Source organism: Paenibacillus chitinolyticus (assembly GCF_045038035.1).
GTDB lineage: Bacteria > Bacillota > Bacilli > Paenibacillales > NBRC-103111 > Paenibacillus_F > Paenibacillus_F chitinolyticus_A.
In genome coordinates this window covers 4,670,155-4,687,708 of sequence record NZ_CP173427.1, presented here as the reverse complement: position 1 = coordinate 4,687,708, position 17,554 = coordinate 4,670,155, and the positions used below count along the sequence as shown (strand labels likewise).

The 17,554-nt window shown below is 55.6% G+C and carries 19 protein-coding genes; 13 read left to right on the top strand and 6 right to left on the bottom strand.

Annotation, left to right across the window (positions count from 1 at the left end):
• Positions 1-56: 56 nt before the first annotated feature.
• The gene (locus ACI48J_RS21155; RefSeq protein WP_326056277.1) at positions 57-182 is read left to right on the top strand and encodes a DUF6254 family protein; all 126 of its coding nucleotides are present in this window, start codon (positions 57-59) and stop codon (positions 180-182) included.
• 229 nt (positions 183-411) lie between these two features.
• On the opposite strand, the gene ACI48J_RS21150 is transcribed toward ACI48J_RS21155, so the two are convergent.
• The gene (locus ACI48J_RS21150) at positions 412-1,404 is read right to left on the bottom strand and encodes a cation diffusion facilitator family transporter (protein ID WP_405080120.1); all 993 of its coding nucleotides are present in this window, start codon (positions 1,402-1,404) and stop codon (positions 412-414) included.
• Between the two features lie 181 nt (positions 1,405-1,585).
• Here ACI48J_RS21150 and ACI48J_RS21145 point away from each other — a divergent pair, with 181 nt between their 5' ends.
• Complete coding sequence (locus ACI48J_RS21145; protein ID WP_405080119.1) at positions 1,586-1,981, top strand: metal-sensitive transcriptional regulator; 396 nt, start codon at positions 1,586-1,588, stop codon at positions 1,979-1,981.
• A gap of 39 nt (positions 1,982-2,020) precedes the next feature.
• The gene (locus tag ACI48J_RS21140; protein ID WP_042229261.1) at positions 2,021-2,221 is read left to right on the top strand and encodes a copper ion binding protein; all 201 of its coding nucleotides are present in this window, start codon (positions 2,021-2,023) and stop codon (positions 2,219-2,221) included.
• Positions 2,222-2,344: 123 nt separating this feature from the next.
• On the opposite strand, the gene ACI48J_RS21135 is transcribed toward ACI48J_RS21140, so the two are convergent.
• A complete protein-coding gene (locus ACI48J_RS21135; RefSeq protein WP_405080118.1) occupies positions 2,345-3,097 on the bottom strand; it encodes an IclR family transcriptional regulator in 753 nt (250 codons plus the stop codon).
• Between the two features lie 262 nt (positions 3,098-3,359).
• Between ACI48J_RS21135 and ACI48J_RS21130 the strand changes: the two genes are divergently transcribed.
• The 7 genes from ACI48J_RS21130 to ACI48J_RS21100 all read left to right on the top strand — a co-directional run bounded on the left by ACI48J_RS21130 (position 3,360) and on the right by ACI48J_RS21100 (position 10,220).
• Entirely contained in the window at positions 3,360-4,469 is a 1,110-nt protein-coding gene (locus ACI48J_RS21130; RefSeq protein ID WP_326056268.1) for an ABC transporter substrate-binding protein, read from the top strand.
• Between the two features lie 22 nt (positions 4,470-4,491).
• On the top strand, positions 4,492-5,586 hold the full coding sequence (locus ACI48J_RS21125) for an ABC transporter ATP-binding protein (protein ID WP_405080117.1): 1,095 nt from the start codon (positions 4,492-4,494) through the stop codon (positions 5,584-5,586).
• A gap of 3 nt (positions 5,587-5,589) precedes the next feature.
• The gene (locus ACI48J_RS21120; RefSeq protein ID WP_326056264.1) at positions 5,590-6,456 is read left to right on the top strand and encodes an ABC transporter permease; all 867 of its coding nucleotides are present in this window, start codon (positions 5,590-5,592) and stop codon (positions 6,454-6,456) included.
• Positions 6,453-7,256: an ABC transporter permease gene (locus tag ACI48J_RS21115; RefSeq protein WP_405080116.1), complete on the top strand. Its 804-nt coding sequence runs from the start codon at positions 6,453-6,455 to the stop codon at positions 7,254-7,256. Before ACI48J_RS21120 ends, ACI48J_RS21115 begins: the two co-directional genes overlap by 4 nt.
• Before the next feature lie 140 nt (positions 7,257-7,396).
• On the top strand, positions 7,397-8,545 hold the full coding sequence (locus ACI48J_RS21110) for a M20 family metallopeptidase (protein WP_405080115.1): 1,149 nt from the start codon (positions 7,397-7,399) through the stop codon (positions 8,543-8,545).
• A 259-nt stretch (positions 8,546-8,804) separates the two neighbouring features.
• Positions 8,805-9,041, top strand: coding sequence for a hypothetical protein (locus tag ACI48J_RS21105; protein ID WP_405080114.1), 237 nt, complete (start codon positions 8,805-8,807; stop codon positions 9,039-9,041).
• Positions 9,042-9,269: 228 nt separating this feature from the next.
• Complete coding sequence (locus ACI48J_RS21100) at positions 9,270-10,220, top strand: helix-turn-helix transcriptional regulator (protein WP_405080113.1); 951 nt, start codon at positions 9,270-9,272, stop codon at positions 10,218-10,220.
• A 156-nt stretch (positions 10,221-10,376) separates the two neighbouring features.
• Here ACI48J_RS21100 and ACI48J_RS21095 read toward each other — a convergent pair whose 3' ends face one another.
• From ACI48J_RS21095 to ACI48J_RS21080, 4 genes are all read right to left on the bottom strand, one after another.
• Positions 10,377-10,829: a hypothetical protein gene (locus ACI48J_RS21095; RefSeq protein ID WP_405080112.1), complete on the bottom strand. Its 453-nt coding sequence runs from the start codon at positions 10,827-10,829 to the stop codon at positions 10,377-10,379.
• Between the two features lie 255 nt (positions 10,830-11,084).
• Positions 11,085-12,263 carry a glycine C-acetyltransferase gene (locus ACI48J_RS21090; protein ID WP_405080111.1) on the bottom strand — a complete coding sequence of 393 codons (1,179 nt, stop codon included), beginning with the start codon at positions 12,261-12,263 and terminating at the stop codon, positions 11,085-11,087.
• 18 nt (positions 12,264-12,281) lie between these two features.
• Entirely contained in the window at positions 12,282-13,328 is a 1,047-nt protein-coding gene (tdh, locus tag ACI48J_RS21085) for an L-threonine 3-dehydrogenase (protein ID WP_326056253.1), read from the bottom strand.
• Positions 13,329-13,542: 214 nt separating this feature from the next.
• Entirely contained in the window at positions 13,543-14,097 is a 555-nt protein-coding gene (locus ACI48J_RS21080; RefSeq protein ID WP_405080110.1) for a helix-turn-helix domain-containing protein, read from the bottom strand.
• A gap of 185 nt (positions 14,098-14,282) precedes the next feature.
• Between ACI48J_RS21080 and ACI48J_RS21075 the strand changes: the two genes are divergently transcribed.
• From ACI48J_RS21075 to ACI48J_RS21065, 3 genes are all read left to right on the top strand, one after another.
• Positions 14,283-15,311, top strand: a complete 1,029-nt coding sequence (locus ACI48J_RS21075) for a LacI family DNA-binding transcriptional regulator (RefSeq protein ID WP_405080109.1) — start codon at positions 14,283-14,285, stop codon at positions 15,309-15,311.
• A gap of 353 nt (positions 15,312-15,664) precedes the next feature.
• On the top strand, positions 15,665-16,636 hold the full coding sequence (locus tag ACI48J_RS21070) for an ABC transporter permease (RefSeq protein WP_405080108.1): 972 nt from the start codon (positions 15,665-15,667) through the stop codon (positions 16,634-16,636).
• A 15-nt stretch (positions 16,637-16,651) separates the two neighbouring features.
• Positions 16,652-17,533 (top strand): carbohydrate ABC transporter permease, encoded by an 882-nt coding sequence (locus tag ACI48J_RS21065; RefSeq protein ID WP_326056248.1) that lies wholly within the window; start codon positions 16,652-16,654, stop codon positions 17,531-17,533.
• Positions 17,534-17,554: the final 21 nt, after the last annotated feature.

Below are 17,554 nucleotides of genomic sequence, written 5' to 3'. Positions count from 1 at the left end.
GCGGAGAATCGACTCGTCGACGAACCGTACCCCTTTACGAAAAGGAGTGTCGTTTCATGACCCAATCGAAAAACCGGAAGGAAAGCTTGGCCAAAAGCCGCAAGCAAAGACAGAATCCCCACGGGAAAATCCGCTCGCTGAAAGAAATTGCCGCCGAAACTCATCAGGGAATAGAGGATTAGGAAAAAAGGTTCTGTCCGCCCGGCGGACATCTCCCGAGCAATCCGGCCTCCTGGCGGCAATGCAAAAAAGCCCGCGCATTATGCCGCGGGCTTTTCATTTAGACCGTAATGCAGCTTGCGGACACGCTGGACAGCGGCTTTCCCGCAAGGCTGCGCCGAATCCGCGCATCGCGTGCAGAGAGATGCGAACATGCCGGTGAGCAGGCGGCCGGGATAAACGGTGCGGTTCTTAGATGCTGAACTCCGCATGCTTCAGATGGCGGGTCTCCACCTGAATGGTGGCATGCCGGATCTTATACTCGTTCTCCATACAGGTGACGGCCTGCTGGAGAACCTCCCGGCTGTCGGCTTCATCGTCGATGAGCAGATGACAGCTGAAAGAATCCATGCCGGACGTGATCGTCCAGATGTGAAGATCATGGATGTCGCGGACGCCGGGAATACGCAGCAGGGTACTGCGGACATCGTCGGCGTCGAGGCGCGAGGGGACTCCTTCGAGCAGGATATGCGTGGCGGATTTCAACACGCCCCAGGCGCTGCGCAGAATGAGCAGCGAGACCAGGACGGAGATAATCGGGTCCGCCTGATACCACTGGAACGCCTGCATCAGAAGACCGGCGGCTATCGCCCCTACGGAGCCGAGCGCATCCCCGAGCACGTGCAGATAGGCGCTTCTGACGTTGAGGTTGTCTTTGGCGCCGCCCATCCGGGTCAGAAACCAGGCGCTGACGAGGTTGGCGGCGAGGCCGACGACGGCGATAAGCGTCATCGTGCCGCTCGCGATTGCAGGCGGGTGCGCAAAGCGTTCGAAGGCCTCCCGGATGATAAGGATGGAGAGGACGACGAGGGTGACGCCGTTCAGCATGGCCGTTAAAATCTCCACGCGGTAGAAGCCGTACGTTCTTCTGGGAGAGGCGGGACGGGCCGCAAACCACATGGCGGCCAGACTGAGCAGCAGAGACGCCGCATCGCTCAGCATATGCCCGGAATCCGACAGCAGGGCCAGACTGTTCGTCAGCAGACCGCCGGCGAATTCCAGCACCATAATGCCCGTTGTGATGAGAAAAGCGATAAACAGCCCCTTTTTGCTGCTGGGGCCGTGATGATGCCCGATTCCGCCATGTTCGTGATCGTGTGAATGGTCGTGGGAATGCCCGTGATCGTGCCGGTGAATTGAGCCGTTTGCGGCACCGGCCGCTTTCCGTTTTTTTGAGCTGCTCATATCGTTATCCCTCCTAAAATTAATATATGAGCAAATATTCATATGTTATTTTATAGTAACCAATTCAGAAGATTTTAACAAGCCCGAATTTTTATGAATGACGAGAAAAAAATTCAGTTTAAAGGTTGTTGAAATACCCCCATGGGGTATGTTATGCTGTTTATGAGGGAGGTTGAACAAGATGGTACTCCATTCCGAAAAGGATAACGGCAGCACCGCAGGCGAAACGGGCATCGCTCCGCTTGATGCGGCAGATACCGGAACTTCCTGCCATACAGATACGCGCGACGAAGATACGGAAAGAAGAAGCCATCACAGCGACAAGGTGAAGAATAACTTGATTTCCAGGCTGAACCGGATCGAAGGCCAGATCCGTGGCGTTAAAGGCATGATCGAGAAAGACACGTACTGCGACGATGTGCTCAACCAGATTGCCGCTGTGCAGTCCGCCTTGAACAGCGTGGGCAAACTGCTGCTGGAAGGGCATATGAAAAGCTGTGTGATCGAGCGGATACAGGAAGGCGATACGGATGTGATCGACGAACTGCTCGTTACCGTCAACAAGCTTATGAAATAAACCCAAACTAATCGAAAGAGGAAGAAAGGGGCAAGAACAATGGAAAAACTGACATTGAAAGTAGAGGGCATGTCCTGCCAGCATTGTGTAAATTCGGTAGAAAAAGCGGTTGGAGAGCTGGGAGCGAAGGCTCAGGTTCATCTGGCCGAAGGCCGTGTCGAAGTGGAATACGAGGCGGGAGCCGTAAAACCCGAACAGATTAAAGAAGCGATCGAAGAACAGGGCTACGACGTCGTATAAACAGACGAAGCGCGAAGCCCGTCCCAAGAATCGAGGGGCTGTCTCGCAAGGCGGCAGAGATTTCCCGCGGGCTAAATGAGAACAAAAACACCCGGAATTTTTCATTCCGGGTGTTTTTGTGTTCTACCGGTAGCCCAGGCCGAACGAAATGTTGCGCGTCGTCAGGAGAACCTGCTGCAGGAAAGCATCCTGCTGCGGAACGACCCGGTCCGACGGCCCGATGAGGCTGACGGAAGCGACAATCTCGCTCGTCGCATCCCGGATCGGAGCCGCCATCCCCGTCACGCCGACGTTGCGCAGATTCGTCGAAATCTCGTAGCCGCGGCTGCGGATAGCCGCAAGCCGCTCTTTGATTTCGTCCGGCGACTGCATGGAATGCGGTGTATACGTGCGGATTCCGTCCGCAAGCACGCTGTCGATAAACGCCTCCGGCCGGAAAGCCAGCATCACGCGAGACGCGGAGGTGGCATACAGCGGAAAGCGGCGGAACGCGTCTACATTAAAGCGGATCGGATGCTGGGAATCGATTTTATCCACATATATGGCGTCTTTCCCGTCGACGACGCACAGGCAGGCCAGCTCTTTCGTTTTCTCGGCAAGCTGCTGCAAGTAGGGTTTGGCGAAGTCGACGAGATTATGATCACGAAGCACTTTCGTGCCGAGTTCGAGCAGAGTAAAACCGAGCGAGTACTGCTTCGTACTCGGATTTTGCGAAATAAACCCGTCGCTTTCGAGCGTAGCGAGCAGTTTATGAACGGCGCCTTTAGACAACTGAAGCCGGCGGCTCAGTTCGGTGACTCCGAGCTCCTTCGGACCGTCCAGAAACTCTTTGAGCAGGCGGCTGCTGTTTTTAACGGAAGACAAATGGTGCTCCATGAACAGACTCCCCCAGGCGGTCATATCGTCGGAATATCCCGACATGCAAGCAAATTATTGCTATTGTAGCATACTTATTTTGGGTTTCCTAGAGGTGCTTCGGACGTGTTCCGCTCCGGAAAAATAATCTTTTTTTAAACCTGACATATGTATTGCTAGGCTGGAAAGAGCGTGATAGAATCACTTTAAGATTTCCTTATAGGAAACATTGTTCACATATAGTGAACGATAAGAGAAAACCAAATAGAAGGGATGTCCATCCATGAAAAAGAAAATCGGGGTCTTGGTTTCAGTTGCCGCTCTGTGCGGATCGCTTCTTGCAGGATGCGGATCTTCAAAAGAGCCGGCAAAAGATGCCGCCGCTACACCGGGCGCATCGACTTCAGCGCTGCAGCCGGAGAAAGAACTTGTTGTTGCGGGTAACGGAGCTACGGTAGAAGAGCTGATGAAAGACGAAATTTTCAAACGTTTCAAAGCGAAATATCCCGACATCAAACTGACGTACGTTTCCGGCGTATCGACTGAAATCGTCGCCAAAGCGAAAGCGGTTAAAAACGATCCGCAGACGGACGTTGCCATCATTGAAGGCGGCGAGCAGGAAATCGGACGCAAAGAGGGTCTTTTCGAACCGCTGAAAGAAGCCGATATTCCGAACATGAAAAACGTGATCGCCGATCTGAAAGTGGCCGAAGACAGCGGGGTCGCCGTCAACTTCACGCCGATGGGCATCTCCTATAACGAAGCGATTGTGAAAGAAAAAAATCTTCCGATTCCCGAGTCCTGGAACGATCTGGCCCGTCCCGAAATGAAAGGCAACCTCACCCTGACCGAGATTTCCAGCAACTTCGGCCGTTCGGCTCTGATCATGCTGGCTTACGCGAACGGCGGGTCGGAGAAGAATATGGACCCCGGCTTTGAAAAACTGAAAACGATTGCAGGATATATGCCGACCTTTGCGAAAAGCGCCGCGCAGCTCCAGCAGAACCTGCAGAACAAATCGGCGGCGTACACGTCCTGGACGATGGCCCGCAGCATTGTGCAGAAGGACCAGGGGGTCGAGCTGAAATTCGTCGTGCCGAAGGAAGGGGCTAACCTGGTGCCGAACGTGGCCACGATGACCAAGAACGCGAAGCACCCGAACGCCGCGAAGCTTTTCATCGACTTCCTTTTAACGGACGAAGTTCAGACCTTGTACGCTTCAAAGCTGTATTATAACCCGGCCACATCCGTAAAGCTCCCGGAAGATATATCCAAAAAAATCGAATTCGACCGCTCCAAAATCGTGAAATTCGATTACGAAACCGTAGGCGGCAGCACCGCCGGATGGATCGACCGCTTCAACAAGGAAATCGCACCTTCGGTAGGCAAATAGATTCGGAAAACAGGTGATTCAGTTGGAAAAAAGGATAGATGTCGAACTGAAAGCCGTCCGTAAAACATTCGGTTCCAACGTGGTCGTCGATAACTTTGACCTGCAGATCGAGAAGGGGGAGTGCATCTCCTTTCTCGGCCCTTCGGGGTGCGGCAAGACGACGACGCTGAACATGATTGCCGGGTTCCTGGACCCGGACGGCGGTGAAATTTCGATCAAAGGCAAGCGTATGAACGGCGTTCCTTCGAATAAACGGGACCTGGGCATGGTGTTTCAAACTTATTCGCTGTTCCCGCATATGACGGTTGCCGAGAATGTAGCCTACGGGCTCAAGCTGCGCAAAATGCCGAAGGCGGAAATCAAGGACAAGGTGCGGAAGGTGCTGGAGCTCGTCAAGCTGCCCCATGTGGCCGACCGCTATCCGAAGCAGCTTTCCGGCGGGCAGCGCCAGCGGATCGCGATCGCCCGGGCGCTGGTGATCGAGCCGTCCCTGCTTCTGCTCGACGAGCCGCTCAGCAACCTGGACGCGAAGCTGAGGGAAGAGCTTCGCGACGAGCTGAAGCGTCTGCACAAAGAGACGGGCGTCACGACGATTTTCGTCACGCACGACCAGGAGGAAGCCTTGTATTTGTCCGACCGGATCGTCGTGCTGGATCACGGCAAGGTCGAGCAAATCGGGACGCCTTGGGACATTTACAACCGTCCCGCCTCCGAATTCGTGCACACCTTCATCGGCAAATCCAACCGCCTGCCCGGCACGGTCCGGGGATCGGCAAACGGCGGGATGGCCGTGCAGACCGATGCCGGATTCGTGCTGGAGGCGTCCGCGGACGGACGCACGTTTACGACGGGGGAAACCGTGGTCGCCTACGTGCGTCCGGAGAAAATCCGCCTGACGGAGCCCGGCGCGCTTGCGGATACCGTACGGGCCGCGGGAACGATCCGGCAGCTCGCTTTCCTCGGTTCCTTCGTGGAATGCGAGGTGGAGGTCGGCTCCGCGCTGCTTACCGTAAGGATGCAGATGCAGGACGGACTGGCGGACTACACCGCGGGCCAGCAGGTGGGACTGACGTGGAATCCGAAGGACGTCTTCGTATTCCCGCGGAAGGAGCAGTAGGCCATGCAGGCGAAATCCTCCCGCTTCCGCCGCCTGTCGTCCTGGACGGGGCTGTTTCTTCTGGCCCCCAGTCTGATCGTTCTGCTCGGCGCGTTTCTCATCCCGATGATCTACATCCTGCTCCAGAGTGTGCAGGACGCCGAGCAGCAGTTCTCGCTGCATAATTACCTGCTTTTCGTACAGGACCCGTATTATGCGGGCATCTTGTGGCGGACGATCAAGCTCAGCTTGTATACCGTTCTGCTGACGCTCATTCTCGGTTACCCGGTTGCGCTCTTCATGTCCAAGGCTTCGGGCAAAATGCGCGGACTCGTCACGTTTCTGATCATTTCGCCGCATCTGATTTCCGTGGTCATCCGCAACTTCGGCTGGGTCGTCATTCTGGGCGACAAAGGTTGGGTCAACAGCACTCTGATCAAGCTCGGCCTGATCGACAAGCCGCTGAAGCTTCTGTACAACGAGCTTGGCGTGGTCATCGGACTCACGGATTCCTTCATCGTGTACATGGTGCTTGCGCTGGCGACGAGCCTGTATGCCGTCGACCAGTCCCTGTACAAAGCGGCCGGAATTCTGGGCGCCTCGAAGGCCCGCTCGTTTTTCTCCATCACGCTGCCGCTCAGCCTGCCGGGCATTTTTGCCGGGACGACATTGGTGTTCAGCTTATCCATGAGCGCTTTCGTCACCCCTGCCCTGATGGGCGGAAGCTCGGTTAAAGTCATGCCGGTCATCACGTACGAGAAAATTATGGCCACGCTCGACTGGCCGCTCGGTTCGGCGCTCGCCTTCCTGATGCTGGCTTCCACCTATGCGCTCGTGACGGTATTTACGAAAATCGTGGAAACGAAGCGCTACCGGGAGGTGTTCTCGTGAGCAGACGCATCCCGTGGCTCGGCATCGTTACCTTTATCGTGCTGCTTTTCGTCATTTCACCGCTGCTGGTCATTATTCCGACCTCGCTTACGTCGGCCAATTATTTGTCCTTCCCGCCGGAAGGCTTCTCGCTGAAATGGTATGAGAAAATTTTGGACCGGCCGGAATTTATCGAATCGTTTATTTTCAGTTTGGAGCTGGCGGCTCTATCGGCCGTTTTGTCTACAATCATCGGCACGCTGGCGGCCATGGCGATCCACAAATACAAGTTCCCGGGGAGCGGCTTCGTCAACGCGCTGCTGCTGTCTCCCCTAACCGTTCCTTCTATTATAATAGGGATGGCCGCGCTGCTCTTCTTCACCCGGATCGGCCTGGCGGGAACGTTCACGGGACTGCTGATCACCCACATGCTCATTTCGATCCCGTATGTGGTCCGGCTGACGATGACGGGACTGAGCGCTTACGATTACACCTTGGAGCGTGCGGCTTACATTCTGGGGGCCAGCCCGTTTCAGGTTTTCCGCGACATTACGCTGCCGCTGCTTCGTCCGGCCATTTTGTCCGGGATGATCTTCTCGTTCCTGACTTCGTTCGATAACGTGACGGTTTCGCTGTTCCTGGTTTCCCCGGAGACGACGACTCTGCCGATGGCGATTTTCAGCTATATGCAGGAAACGCTCAATCCGCTAGTCGCTTCGGTTTCGTCCGTCGTCATCCTGCTCAGTCTGGTGTTTATTTTCATTCTGGAGCGGGTGTACGGGCTCGATAAGCTCTTCGGCACGAATTCGCATTCCCATTAAGATTTCTTTATTCAGGCAAGTCCGGATTCACTCTATAAAAAAAGAGGGGCGGCATGCGGGTTGCATGCCGTCCGTTTCTTCCGCAGCGCGTTCGTACGGACCGTACCCGTTTATTTTGCGCAAAGAAAGGTTTATTTCGTATGTCAGACGTAACTCTTGTGGAAAAATACGTGCCGGAGCTGCTCCGGCTCTTGGAAGAAAGCGTAAATATGGACTCGCCTTCACGGAACAAGGCGCTCTGCGACCGGATGGCGGACTGGTACGAAATCCAGTTCCGGCGTTTGACCGGGGGAACGGTAACGCGTCTTCCCCACGAGGTTGCGGGCGACCGGCTGCTCTGCGAGTGGGGGGCCGGAAGCCGGCGCATTCTGCTGCTGGGCCATTACGATACCGTGTGGCCCGAAGGCGAAGCGTCGCGGCGGTCCTACAGCGTCCGCGGGGACAGAGCCTTCGGGCCCGGCGTGTACGACATGAAGCTGGGGCTGCTTCAGGCGATGTTCGCGCTGAAGCTGCTCGGTGACGAGGGACGCGGTCCCGCGGAAGATGTTACCGTCGTGCTGCTGATCAACAGCGACGAAGAGATTTCCAGCCCCAGCTCGCGCGGGCTTATCGAGCAGACCGCCCGGGGCTGCGAGGCGGTCTTCGTGCTGGAGCCTCCGATGGAGCCGGAGGGCGCGCTCAAAACCGGCCGCAAAGGAAGCGGCCGCTACAAGGTCATCGTGGAAGGGATTGCCGCCCATGCGGGCGTGGACCCTTCCAAGGGCGTCTCGGCCATCGAGGAGCTGGCTCACCAGATCCAGCATCTGCACGGCCTCACCGATTACGCCATCGGCACGACGGTGAATGTCGGCATCGTGCACGGAGGCATCGGCACGAACGTGGTTGCGGACCGCGCCGAAGCCGAGATCGACGTGCGCGTGAAGACGTCGGCCGAGGCCGAGCGGGTGCACGCGCTGATCGCAGGCCTCCGCCCGCACCTGCCGGGAGCCCGGCTCCGCATCGAGGGCCGCATGATGCGCCCGCCGATGGAGCGCACGGATGCGATCGCACGGCTGTACGGCCTCGCGCGGAGGATCGCCGCGGACGAGCTGGGCTTCGAGCTCGGCGAGACGGCGACCGGCGGCGTCAGCGACGGGAACTTCACCGCCGCTTGCGGGGTCCCGACGCTGGACGGCCTCGGCGCGCGGGGAGATTTCGCGCACTCGCCGGACGAGTACGTGCGGCTGGACGAAATCGCGCCGCGTACGGCTCTGCTCGCGCGGCTGATCGAGACGGCCGCGGCGCGGTAAGCCGGCGTGGGGGGAAAGCGGCCCTGCCGCAGGCTGTGGAGGCACACAGCCCGTTCCGCGCGGTTTGGTGTGCATACAACCCGTCCGACAGACTTTGTTCTGTCGGACGGGTTTATTTTTGTTGGTCAAAAGTAAAGAAAAGCAAACACCCATTCGAGACAAACAGGTGTCGCATCGAAATGATAACCTAAATAATGGAATTCATATCATGATTTGGGGAAGGGGATTGCGCAGAGAGATGAGCACGGGGAGAAAACTTATGCTGGATGTCGGCGTCATTTGTGAAGCACTGGGGCTGAGGAAGGACTACATAGAGAATGTCGTGAAGAAGAACGGAAGTAGGAAACCGGGAGCGGAGGAAGCGGAAGACGGACAGGAAGACGAAGAGGAGGACGAAGATGATAAGGACAAGTGGATACGGATAAGGAAAAAGAAAGGAAACGGAAAAGGAGCCGGGACGAGAGGAAGGCCGGGGGCAAGGGTTAGAGAGGGCTAGAGCAGGGCTAGAGCAGGGCTGGAGCCAGGACAAGAGCAAGAGCAAGGAATGGAGCAACGACCGGAGCCAGGTCAGAGGGATTCCTCAGCCTTGTCCGGAAACGGGGGACTGCCCTCCCGGATTTCTCTTCCGGTTTTCTGTTTTTTTGGAAGGAGTAGGAAGGGGCCGGTGTCGAATTAACTTCTATAGGCACATAGACCTAACGGAATGGAGTGACACACGGCTCATATGATGGACAAAGTCATCCGATTGTTTCATATTATTCTGGCCATTCAAGCCAATCCGGGAATCTCGGCTTCGGACATCGCCCGTAAATGCGGAATTAATCCCCGGACGGTTTACCGGGACCTCGCTACATTAAGCCTGATAGCGCCGATCACCAACGACGGCAGGGGGACCGGGTACCGGTTTATGGGGAAGTTTTTCTTGTACCCGTTAAACTTTACGGAGCAGGAGGCGCTCGTTTTCTCGATGCTTCCTTCGGTCCTCGATACGGAAAAGCTGCCGCCTGGGTTTGACCAGGCTTATCATAAAGTAATGGCCACTCACGGGAAGGAAAAGAGCCACCACCGCGACATCGTGCAAAATATTACGGACATTATCCAGATGGGAGCGCCCGCTTACCGGCAGGAGCATCCGAATTTTTTGGAGACGATTATCTGCGCCACTCTGGATCAGAAAACCATTTCAACCGTCTATCATACGATGTCCCGCAACAAAACGACGGAGAGGCAGATCGATCCGTATTACCTCGTTCCGCGTGAGCAGCGCTTTTATCTCATCGGCTACTGTCATTTGAAGGGGGAAGTCCGCACGTTCCGGATGAGCCGTTTTCAGCAGGTGGAGGTGACCGGGCAGGCTTTTGAAAAAGGGGATTTCAACATCCGGCAGTACCTTAAGAACACCTGGTCCATCGAGCGCGGGGACAAAAATATGACATTCAAGGTGAAGTTCAACGCCGAAGTGGCGCGGTACGTCAAGGAAGAGGAATTATTCGTTCATCCCCGTATGCGCGACCGCAAGGACGGGAGCCTCATTTTCGAGGTGACGGTTAACAATGAGCGCGAGTTTCTCAATTGGGTGATGCAGTACGGTCCGGCGGCGGAAATTTTGGAGCCTAAGGCGGTCCGCGAAAAGCTGAAGCAGCAGCTGCACCAATGGGTGGAGCTGTACAAGTGAAGGAAGCTGATGTTTTGACAAAATAGTTGAGGCCATGTTTAATTACATTGTTGATTTATGACCGATGTAAAGCCACGCTCCTTTGAATAAATCGCTGTTGAGCTATCGTATCCCGGTAGCTCAACAGCGGTTTATTTAAATAAGTTGATATCTTGTTTACATGCCAATAAACATGTTTCTGCTGAATGGCCCCCAGTTTTCTCCCCTGAAGCCTGTCATTCCCTCTAAATTAACAAAACAAGGGAGCACGGTATACATGACTCCACGCATGGCATTAACCCTGAATGTCAGGAAAAATCTCGTTCTAGAATTGTCTGCAGGCGTAATCATCGCCATATCGGGGCGTATCGCATTAGCTGCCGTTAGTGCTTCACTCATGCCCGCGCTTGCGATATCCGCAGGACCCATATTGCTTCTGATCCAGTAATTCGAAACATTGGTTGCGGACGCTAAATCAGACCGTTGATCATATGTCATTAAAATTTGATTTGGGGCAGTTTGTCTTGCCTCAACTAAAACCGGATGTGGCTGCCGATCCGCCGTAACCGTCGGTAACCCCCAATAAGGCTCGCCGGCATAAGCAAATCGGGGCATGAGTTCGTTAGTCATAAAACATCCTCCATTTAATTGTTATAGTCAATTGTCATGGGTTATTGTATGTAGACCAGAGCTTTTTTGTTATAAATTAGTTGCCAATGGCAAAGGAACCACAATGCCGGGTTTCATTCAAACTCTTCTTGCCCGTCCGCTTAGGTAGTTCTGTTGTACTATATACGATCTGAATATCAACAATTATTTTGGGTGCGGAAAATAAAAAAAACCTGCCTCGCAGCCTATTGTCAAACAGCCGGGGCAGGTTTTTGTTTAGGAGATAAGACCGGTTTCGCGCCCTACTTTTTTGAGCGCCTGCAGGGCGAAATCCAAATCGTCCTGCGAGTGGGCGGCCGTAATGATCAGCCGGATGCGGCCTTTGTCGGCGGCAACGGTTGGGAAGACGATCCCCTGGGCGAAGACGCCTTCCTCCAGCAGGCGGCTGGAGAAATGCATGGTAGCCGCGGCGTCCCCGATTATAATGGGGATAATCGGCGTCTCGCTGGCTCCGGTATCGAAGCCGGCTTGAATCAGCGCCTTGCGGAAACCGTGGGCATGAGACCACATCCGTTCTACCAGCTCCGAGCTGCCGCGGAGAACGCGGATGGCCTCCAGACAGCTGGCCGCAACGGAAGGCGGATGGGACGTGCTGAACAGAAACGGTCTCGCCTTGTGGATCAGCACTTCCTTCAGCGCCTGGCTTCCGGCCGCGTAACCGCCGACCACGCCGATCGCTTTGGACAGGGTGCCGATCTGGATATGCACCCGCCCGTGGAGGTTGAAGTGGTCGGTGGAGCCTTTGCCGTTGCGGCCGAGCACGCCGCTGGCGTGGGCATCGTCGACGCAGACGATGGCGTCGTAGCGTTCGGCCAGCTCGACGATGGCCGGCAGGGGCGCGATGTCCCCGTCCATGCTGAACACGCCGTCCGTCACGATAAAGCGCTTCCGGTACTGGCCGCTGGCGCGGAGAACGTCTTCGAGCGCGTTCATGTCCTTGTGCCGGTAGATTTTGCGCGCCGCTTTCGACAGCCGGATTCCGTCGATAATACTCGCGTGATTCAGCTCGTCGCTGATCACGACATCGCCATCCTGCAGCAGTGTGGAGAACACGCCGAGGTTCGTCGTAAAACCGGACTGGAAGACGAGTGCGGCTTCCGTTCCTTTGAACGCGGCAAGCTCCCGTTCCAGCTCGTCGTGAATCTTCAGCGTTCCGGCTATCGTCCGTACGGAACCGCTGCCGGCGCCATATCGGTATACCGCATCCGCGGCGGCCCGCTTAAGATCGGGATGATTGGCAAATCCGAGATAGTTGTTCGAGGAAAGCTGAAGCACCCTCCGGCCGTTCAGTTCCATCCAGACATCCGAGCCGCTTTCCCATACGGCGGGCAGCCGGTACCGGCCTTCCCGTTTGAGCTGCTCCAGTTCTTCCGCCAAATAATCCAATCCGCTCATATGTTCATCCTCCGTTTTCTAAATATGAGTAAAGACGACCTTGGCGCATTGGCCCGAAGCCATCAAGTCAAAAGCTTCCTTGTACCGGTCGAGTGTAAACGTATGCTGGACGAGCGGCTGAAGGTCGATGCGGTTCTGGTCCAGCAGCCCCTTGATCTGGTGCCAGGTGTTGTACATGCGCCGTCCCGTTATGCCGTGGACCTGAAGGCCCTTGAAAATCACATGCCGGGACAGGTCGATCGGCACGGAATGAGCCGGAATACCCAGCAGAGAGACGCGGCCTCCGGGTGACATCGCTTCCAGCAGGTCGTTGATGGCGCGGGCATTGCCGGACATTTCGAGGCCGACTTCGGCTCCTTCGCCGCCCGTCATCTCCCGGATCAGCTCCGGGGCCGAGACCGCGGAAGAGGACTGGATCGTCGCGTCGGCGCCCAGCTTCCGGGCCATATCCAGCCGGTACGCGTTAAGGTCGACGGCGATGATTTTGCCCGCGCCCGCGGCCTTCGCTACCTGTACGGCCATGAGGCCGATCGGGCCTACTCCCATGACGACGACGGACTTGCCCACGATGTCGCCCGACAGCACGGACTGGACCGCATTGCCCAGCGGGTCCTGCAGGCAGGCCAGCTCGAAGGGCAGAGACTTGTCGTTCGGGATGATGTTGACCGCCTTGGTCACCGCATAGTCGGCAAAACAGCCCGGCGCGGTAATGCCGAAGCTTCGCGTATGAGGGCAGACGTGAGCGTTGCCCGAACGGCATTGTTTGCACATCCCGCAGACGATGTGGCCCTCGGCGGACACATAATCCCCGACGCGGACGCTGCTCACCTGCGAGCCCACCTCATGCACGACGCCCGCAAATTCGTGGCCGAACACATTGGGGGTCACGACGTGCTGTTCGGCCCAGTCGTCCCAATGATAAATATGCATATCCGTTCCGCAGATCGAGCTCGCTTTCACCCGGATCAACACTTCATCCGGCCCGCATTCGGGGACGGGCACCTCCATCAGAACGGCTCCGGCTTTGCGGTGCGCTTTGACAAGTCCAACCATGGTTTGGGTCATGACCAGCATTCTCCTTTTGAGAAATGATCGTTATAAAGTACTTATGTGCGTTATGAAGTACCTGAATGCTGCTATAGTAACCCAAACTATATTAGCGTGTAAATAAAAAAATTCCCGCGGGAACCAAAAGATTCCTACGGGAAAGGATGAAACCGGAAATTCCGGACTAGAACATAGCCGATATAGAACGAAACCGAACTAGAATGGAACCGGACTAGAACGGATACAAAATGACGCTCTGGATATGAACCACTTCGTCCGTGTTGTTCCGGTAAATGTGGCTCTGGTCGGCGTGAAACCGGATGGCGTCGCCGTTTTCCGCTACGATCACCTGCTCGCCGATCTGCATTTCAAGGGTGCCGCGGGTGACCGACACGTATTCCTCCACGCCCTCGTGATGAGGGTCGGATTCGTATTCGCAGCCGGGCTGCAGCTCCACGGAATAAATCTCGAAGCGGGAGCTTCCGTCGTACGGAAAGAGCGGATAAGCCGTATATTTTCCCTCTTCCGACGACATCGGAAACAACTCGGATTTCTTCACCAGCGTAACCGAAGGCTTCTCGTCCTCGATGAGCGCCGAAACCGAGATATGCAGGCCGTGGGCGATTTTCCACAATATCGTGATGGTGGGATTCGATTCCGCCCGTTCGATCTGGGCCAGCATCGTTTTGCTGACGCCCGTCAGTTCCGCGAGCTTATCCAGGCTGAGCCCGCGCGAACGGCGGATTTTTTTGAGATTACCCGCCACCCGTTCTACCATGTTATCCATCTGTGTACCTCCGTAGTAAACGTTCTGCGCTTTCCCTCCATCATACCATCATCGGGCTTTGCGGAAAACGGTTGTGCGGGACTGTGTGATCGTCTGGGCCCAAATGCCTATAACGGTTGCCTGCCGGAGGCTTGTGTGTGATAAGATGGGAGGGATGAGAAGGAACAGGAAGGAGGGGAGAGTCCTTGACGAGGCTTAAAGATATTGCGGATGTGATCGGTGTCTCCATCTCCACCGTGTCCAGGGCGATCAGCAACGATACGAGCCGGCCGGTGAGCGAAGAAACGAAACGGAAAATAAGGGAAACCGCCTTGAAGCTCGGTTATCCGCTGGACGATACCCCGGCAGCGGCCGCGGGCCGGACCCAAATCGCCTGCGTCATTCCCGGCAAGCTGCTGGGCAATCATCCGTATTTCTCGGAGGTGCTCCAGGGATTTCACGGGAAGATGGCCGAGATGGGGCAGCCGGCCGCCATCGTCCGGACCTTCGAGGAAGTGAACGACGCGGAACGTTTCCAGGCTATGCTGACGGAGTCGGGGGCGCGGGGAGTGCTCGCGCTGGGCTGGTACGACAAGGAGCTTCACGAGCTGCTGGAGCAGCAGGGCATTCCCATTCTCGGCGTCAGCTTGAACGACGATTCCCTGAAAATGCCCATCGTGGACTGCGACCGGGTGTCGGCCGCCCGGATGGCGATGGGGCATCTGCTTGATCAGGGGCATACGAAGATCGGGTATGTGGGCGGCCCCGCTTTTTTCAGAAAGCTGGAGAACGACGAACGGTTCATCGGCTTCCAGTTCGCGATGCTCCAGGGCAATCTGCCGATCCGCAAGGAGTGGATCGTCAATACGAACTGGGACGTGGACCTGAGCTACCGGCTCGTGACCGCCATGCTGCAGGAGCTGCCCCGGGCGGACTGGCCTACCGCCATGTTCTGCGCCAGCGATATGCTGGCGATTCCGGCGATGAGAGCGGCGCTCGAACAGCAGTGCCGTATCCCCGAAGACATTGCCTTCGTCGGCATGGACAATATCGGGTTCTCGCAGTATACGAGCCCGCCGCTCACCTCGATTGACGTGCCGCGTCAGGAAATAGGCAAGCTGGCCGCCAAATTCCTCTGCGACTACGTAGAGGAGGACTACCGGATTCCGCCGCGGATTTTGCTGCCGTGCTCCCTGATCGTCCGGGAATCGTCGGTTCACGATATCCGGTCTTAGACGGGGAGTAAAGAGAGTCGCGAACAAGCAAGAGTCTGACAGAACAATGTCAGGCTTTTTTAGCTGTGTCCTTTTATCCAAAAAAATTGGATTCAGTTTAGCCAAAAAGTTGTTGCATTCCTCGGAGCGTTTTGGTAAATTAGGGTCAATAAGTTTCTTGTAAGCGTTTTCTAAACCAAATATCGTTCTGCTTGTCTTACAAAACCGTTGAATTGCCCTGATTTCCGACGAAAATGATTCCAAAATTTATCCAAATATAATAATAATTTTGGATAAGCGTTTTGCAGTCCTAAAGTCATTTCGTGGGGCTGAAAGCGAATCGAACGCATTTCATTCCCGGAAGGAGAATTAACGTGGCTGAAACTATTCTCAAACGCAGCGGCCCGGAAACGGGGGCGCATCCCCGTCCGGTTCCGCGCAAACTGACGCTGGGCAGGCGGATTCTCCGCAATTGGCAGCTTTATCTGCTGATTTCGCCCGTCGTGCTTTATTACATCGTGTTTCACTATGTGCCGATGTACGGCCTGCAAATCGCTTTCAAGGATTTTGTGGCGAACAAGGGAATCTGGGGCAGCGCCTGGGTCGGATTTGACCATTTCCAGCGTTTTTTCAACAGTTACTTTTTTCAGCGCCTCCTTACGAATACGATCGGTCTCGGTCTGTACACATTGGCGCTCGGATTCCCGATCCCGATTATTCTTGCCCTCCTCATGAACGAAGTCCAATCCCAGAAGTTTAAAAAATTCGTTCAAACCGTCACCTACGCGCCCCATTTTCTTTCCACGGTCGTCGTTGTAGGCATGATGATGATGTTCCTGAATCCCAGATACGGCCTCGTCAACACCTTTCTCGGGATGTTCGGCGTTAAACCGATCAACTTTCTTGCCGATCCTTCCTGGTTCAAAACGCTCTATGTGCTCTCCGATGTGTGGCAGACGATGGGGTGGAGCTCCATTATTTATTTGGCGGCTCTCGCCGGCGTAGACAATCAGCTTCACGAGGCGGCGCGCGTGGACGGGGCGACCCGGCTCCAGCGCATCTGGCACATTAACCTTCCCGGCATCCGCCCGACGATTGTCATCCTGCTTATCCTGAATCTGGGGAGCGTCATGTCCATCGGCTTCGAAAAAGTGCTCCTTATGCAGAACACCCTCAACATGCAAAGTTCCGATATTATCGACACCTACGTATACCGCAGCGGGATTCTCGACGCGGATTACAGTTTTTCCGCCGCCGTCGGCCTGTTCAGTACGGTAATCAACTTCATTCTGCTGATCAGCGTGAACTGGATCTCCAAACGCTTCAGCGGATCGAGCCTATGGTAGGGAGAGGGAGAAGAGATGGAAAATACCCGTGAAGACCGCTTGTTCAACACTGTCATTTACCTGGTTCTCGGGCTGGTGCTGCTGATCGTCCTGTATCCGCTGGTATTCGTGCTCAGCGCTTCGTTCAGCGAACCCCAATACATTATGAACGGGGAAGTGCTGCTCTGGCCCAAGGGGCTGACGCTGGACTCGTACGCCAAGATTTTCGAGGACGGCCAAATTATGAGGGGCTTCGGCAATACGCTCTTGTATACGACTACGGGGACATGCCTCAACGTGATCATGACGATTCTGGCGGCGTATCCCCTTTCCCGCAAAGATTTCGTGGGCCGCAACCTGTTCATGAGCCTGTTCGTGTTCACGATGTTTTTCAGCGGTGGACTCATTCCGACCTACATCCTGATCAAAAATCTCGGCCTGCTGAACTCCTTCTGGGTCATGATTTTGCCCGGCGCCGTGTCTATCTGGAACATCATCATCATGCGGACCTTTTTCCAGCAGACGATTCCCGGAGAGCTTGAAGAGGCGGCGACCATCGACGGCTGCTCCAACATGCAGATCCTGACCCGAATCGTCCTGCCGTTATCCATGCCGATCATCGCCGTCACCATTCTGTTCTACGCGGTCGGGCACTGGAATTCGTTCTTCAACGCCCTGCTGTACTTGTCCGACAAAAGCAAGTTCCCGCTTCAGCTCGTCCTGCGCGAAATTCTCATTCAAGGGCAGACGGACAGCCTGGTCAAAATGTCGACGGAATCGGCGATCAAGCAGCAGCGGGCGGTGGAAGGCATCAAATATGCCGTTCTCGTCCTGGCCAATCTCCCGATGTTCCTGCTCTATCCGTTCCTTCAGCGGTACTTCGTCAAAGGAATTATGATCGGCGCCATCAAAGGCTGATCGTTCATCCTATATACGATT

What these genes read in the sequence shown, in the direction of transcription:
- ACI48J_RS21100 (WP_405080113.1), top strand. Translation starts at nt 9,270, where the DNA reads ATGATGGACAAAGTCATCCGATTGTTTCATATTATTCTGGCCATTCAA.
- ACI48J_RS21120 (WP_326056264.1), top strand. Translation starts at nt 5,590, where the DNA reads ATGCAGGCGAAATCCTCCCGCTTCCGCCGCCTGTCGTCCTGGACGGGG.
- ACI48J_RS21095 (WP_405080112.1), bottom strand. Translation starts at nt 10,829, where the DNA reads ATGACTAACGAACTCATGCCCCGATTTGCTTATGCCGGCGAGCCTTAT.
- ACI48J_RS21105 (WP_405080114.1), top strand. Translation starts at nt 8,805, where the DNA reads ATGCTGGATGTCGGCGTCATTTGTGAAGCACTGGGGCTGAGGAAGGAC.
- ACI48J_RS21080 (WP_405080110.1), bottom strand. Translation starts at nt 14,097, where the DNA reads ATGGATAACATGGTAGAACGGGTGGCGGGTAATCTCAAAAAAATCCGC.
- ACI48J_RS21155 (WP_326056277.1), top strand. Translation starts at nt 57, where the DNA reads ATGACCCAATCGAAAAACCGGAAGGAAAGCTTGGCCAAAAGCCGCAAG.
- ACI48J_RS21140 (WP_042229261.1), top strand. Translation starts at nt 2,021, where the DNA reads ATGGAAAAACTGACATTGAAAGTAGAGGGCATGTCCTGCCAGCATTGT.
- ACI48J_RS21145 (WP_405080119.1), top strand. Translation starts at nt 1,586, where the DNA reads ATGGTACTCCATTCCGAAAAGGATAACGGCAGCACCGCAGGCGAAACG.
- ACI48J_RS21135 (WP_405080118.1), bottom strand. Translation starts at nt 3,097, where the DNA reads ATGGAGCACCATTTGTCTTCCGTTAAAAACAGCAGCCGCCTGCTCAAA.
- ACI48J_RS21110 (WP_405080115.1), top strand. Translation starts at nt 7,397, where the DNA reads ATGTCAGACGTAACTCTTGTGGAAAAATACGTGCCGGAGCTGCTCCGG.
- ACI48J_RS21150 (WP_405080120.1), bottom strand. Translation starts at nt 1,404, where the DNA reads ATGAGCAGCTCAAAAAAACGGAAAGCGGCCGGTGCCGCAAACGGCTCA.
- tdh (WP_326056253.1), bottom strand. Translation starts at nt 13,328, where the DNA reads ATGACCCAAACCATGGTTGGACTTGTCAAAGCGCACCGCAAAGCCGGA.
- ACI48J_RS21130 (WP_326056268.1), top strand. Translation starts at nt 3,360, where the DNA reads ATGAAAAAGAAAATCGGGGTCTTGGTTTCAGTTGCCGCTCTGTGCGGA.
- ACI48J_RS21065 (WP_326056248.1), top strand. Translation starts at nt 16,652, where the DNA reads ATGGAAAATACCCGTGAAGACCGCTTGTTCAACACTGTCATTTACCTG.
- ACI48J_RS21090 (WP_405080111.1), bottom strand. Translation starts at nt 12,263, where the DNA reads ATGAGCGGATTGGATTATTTGGCGGAAGAACTGGAGCAGCTCAAACGG.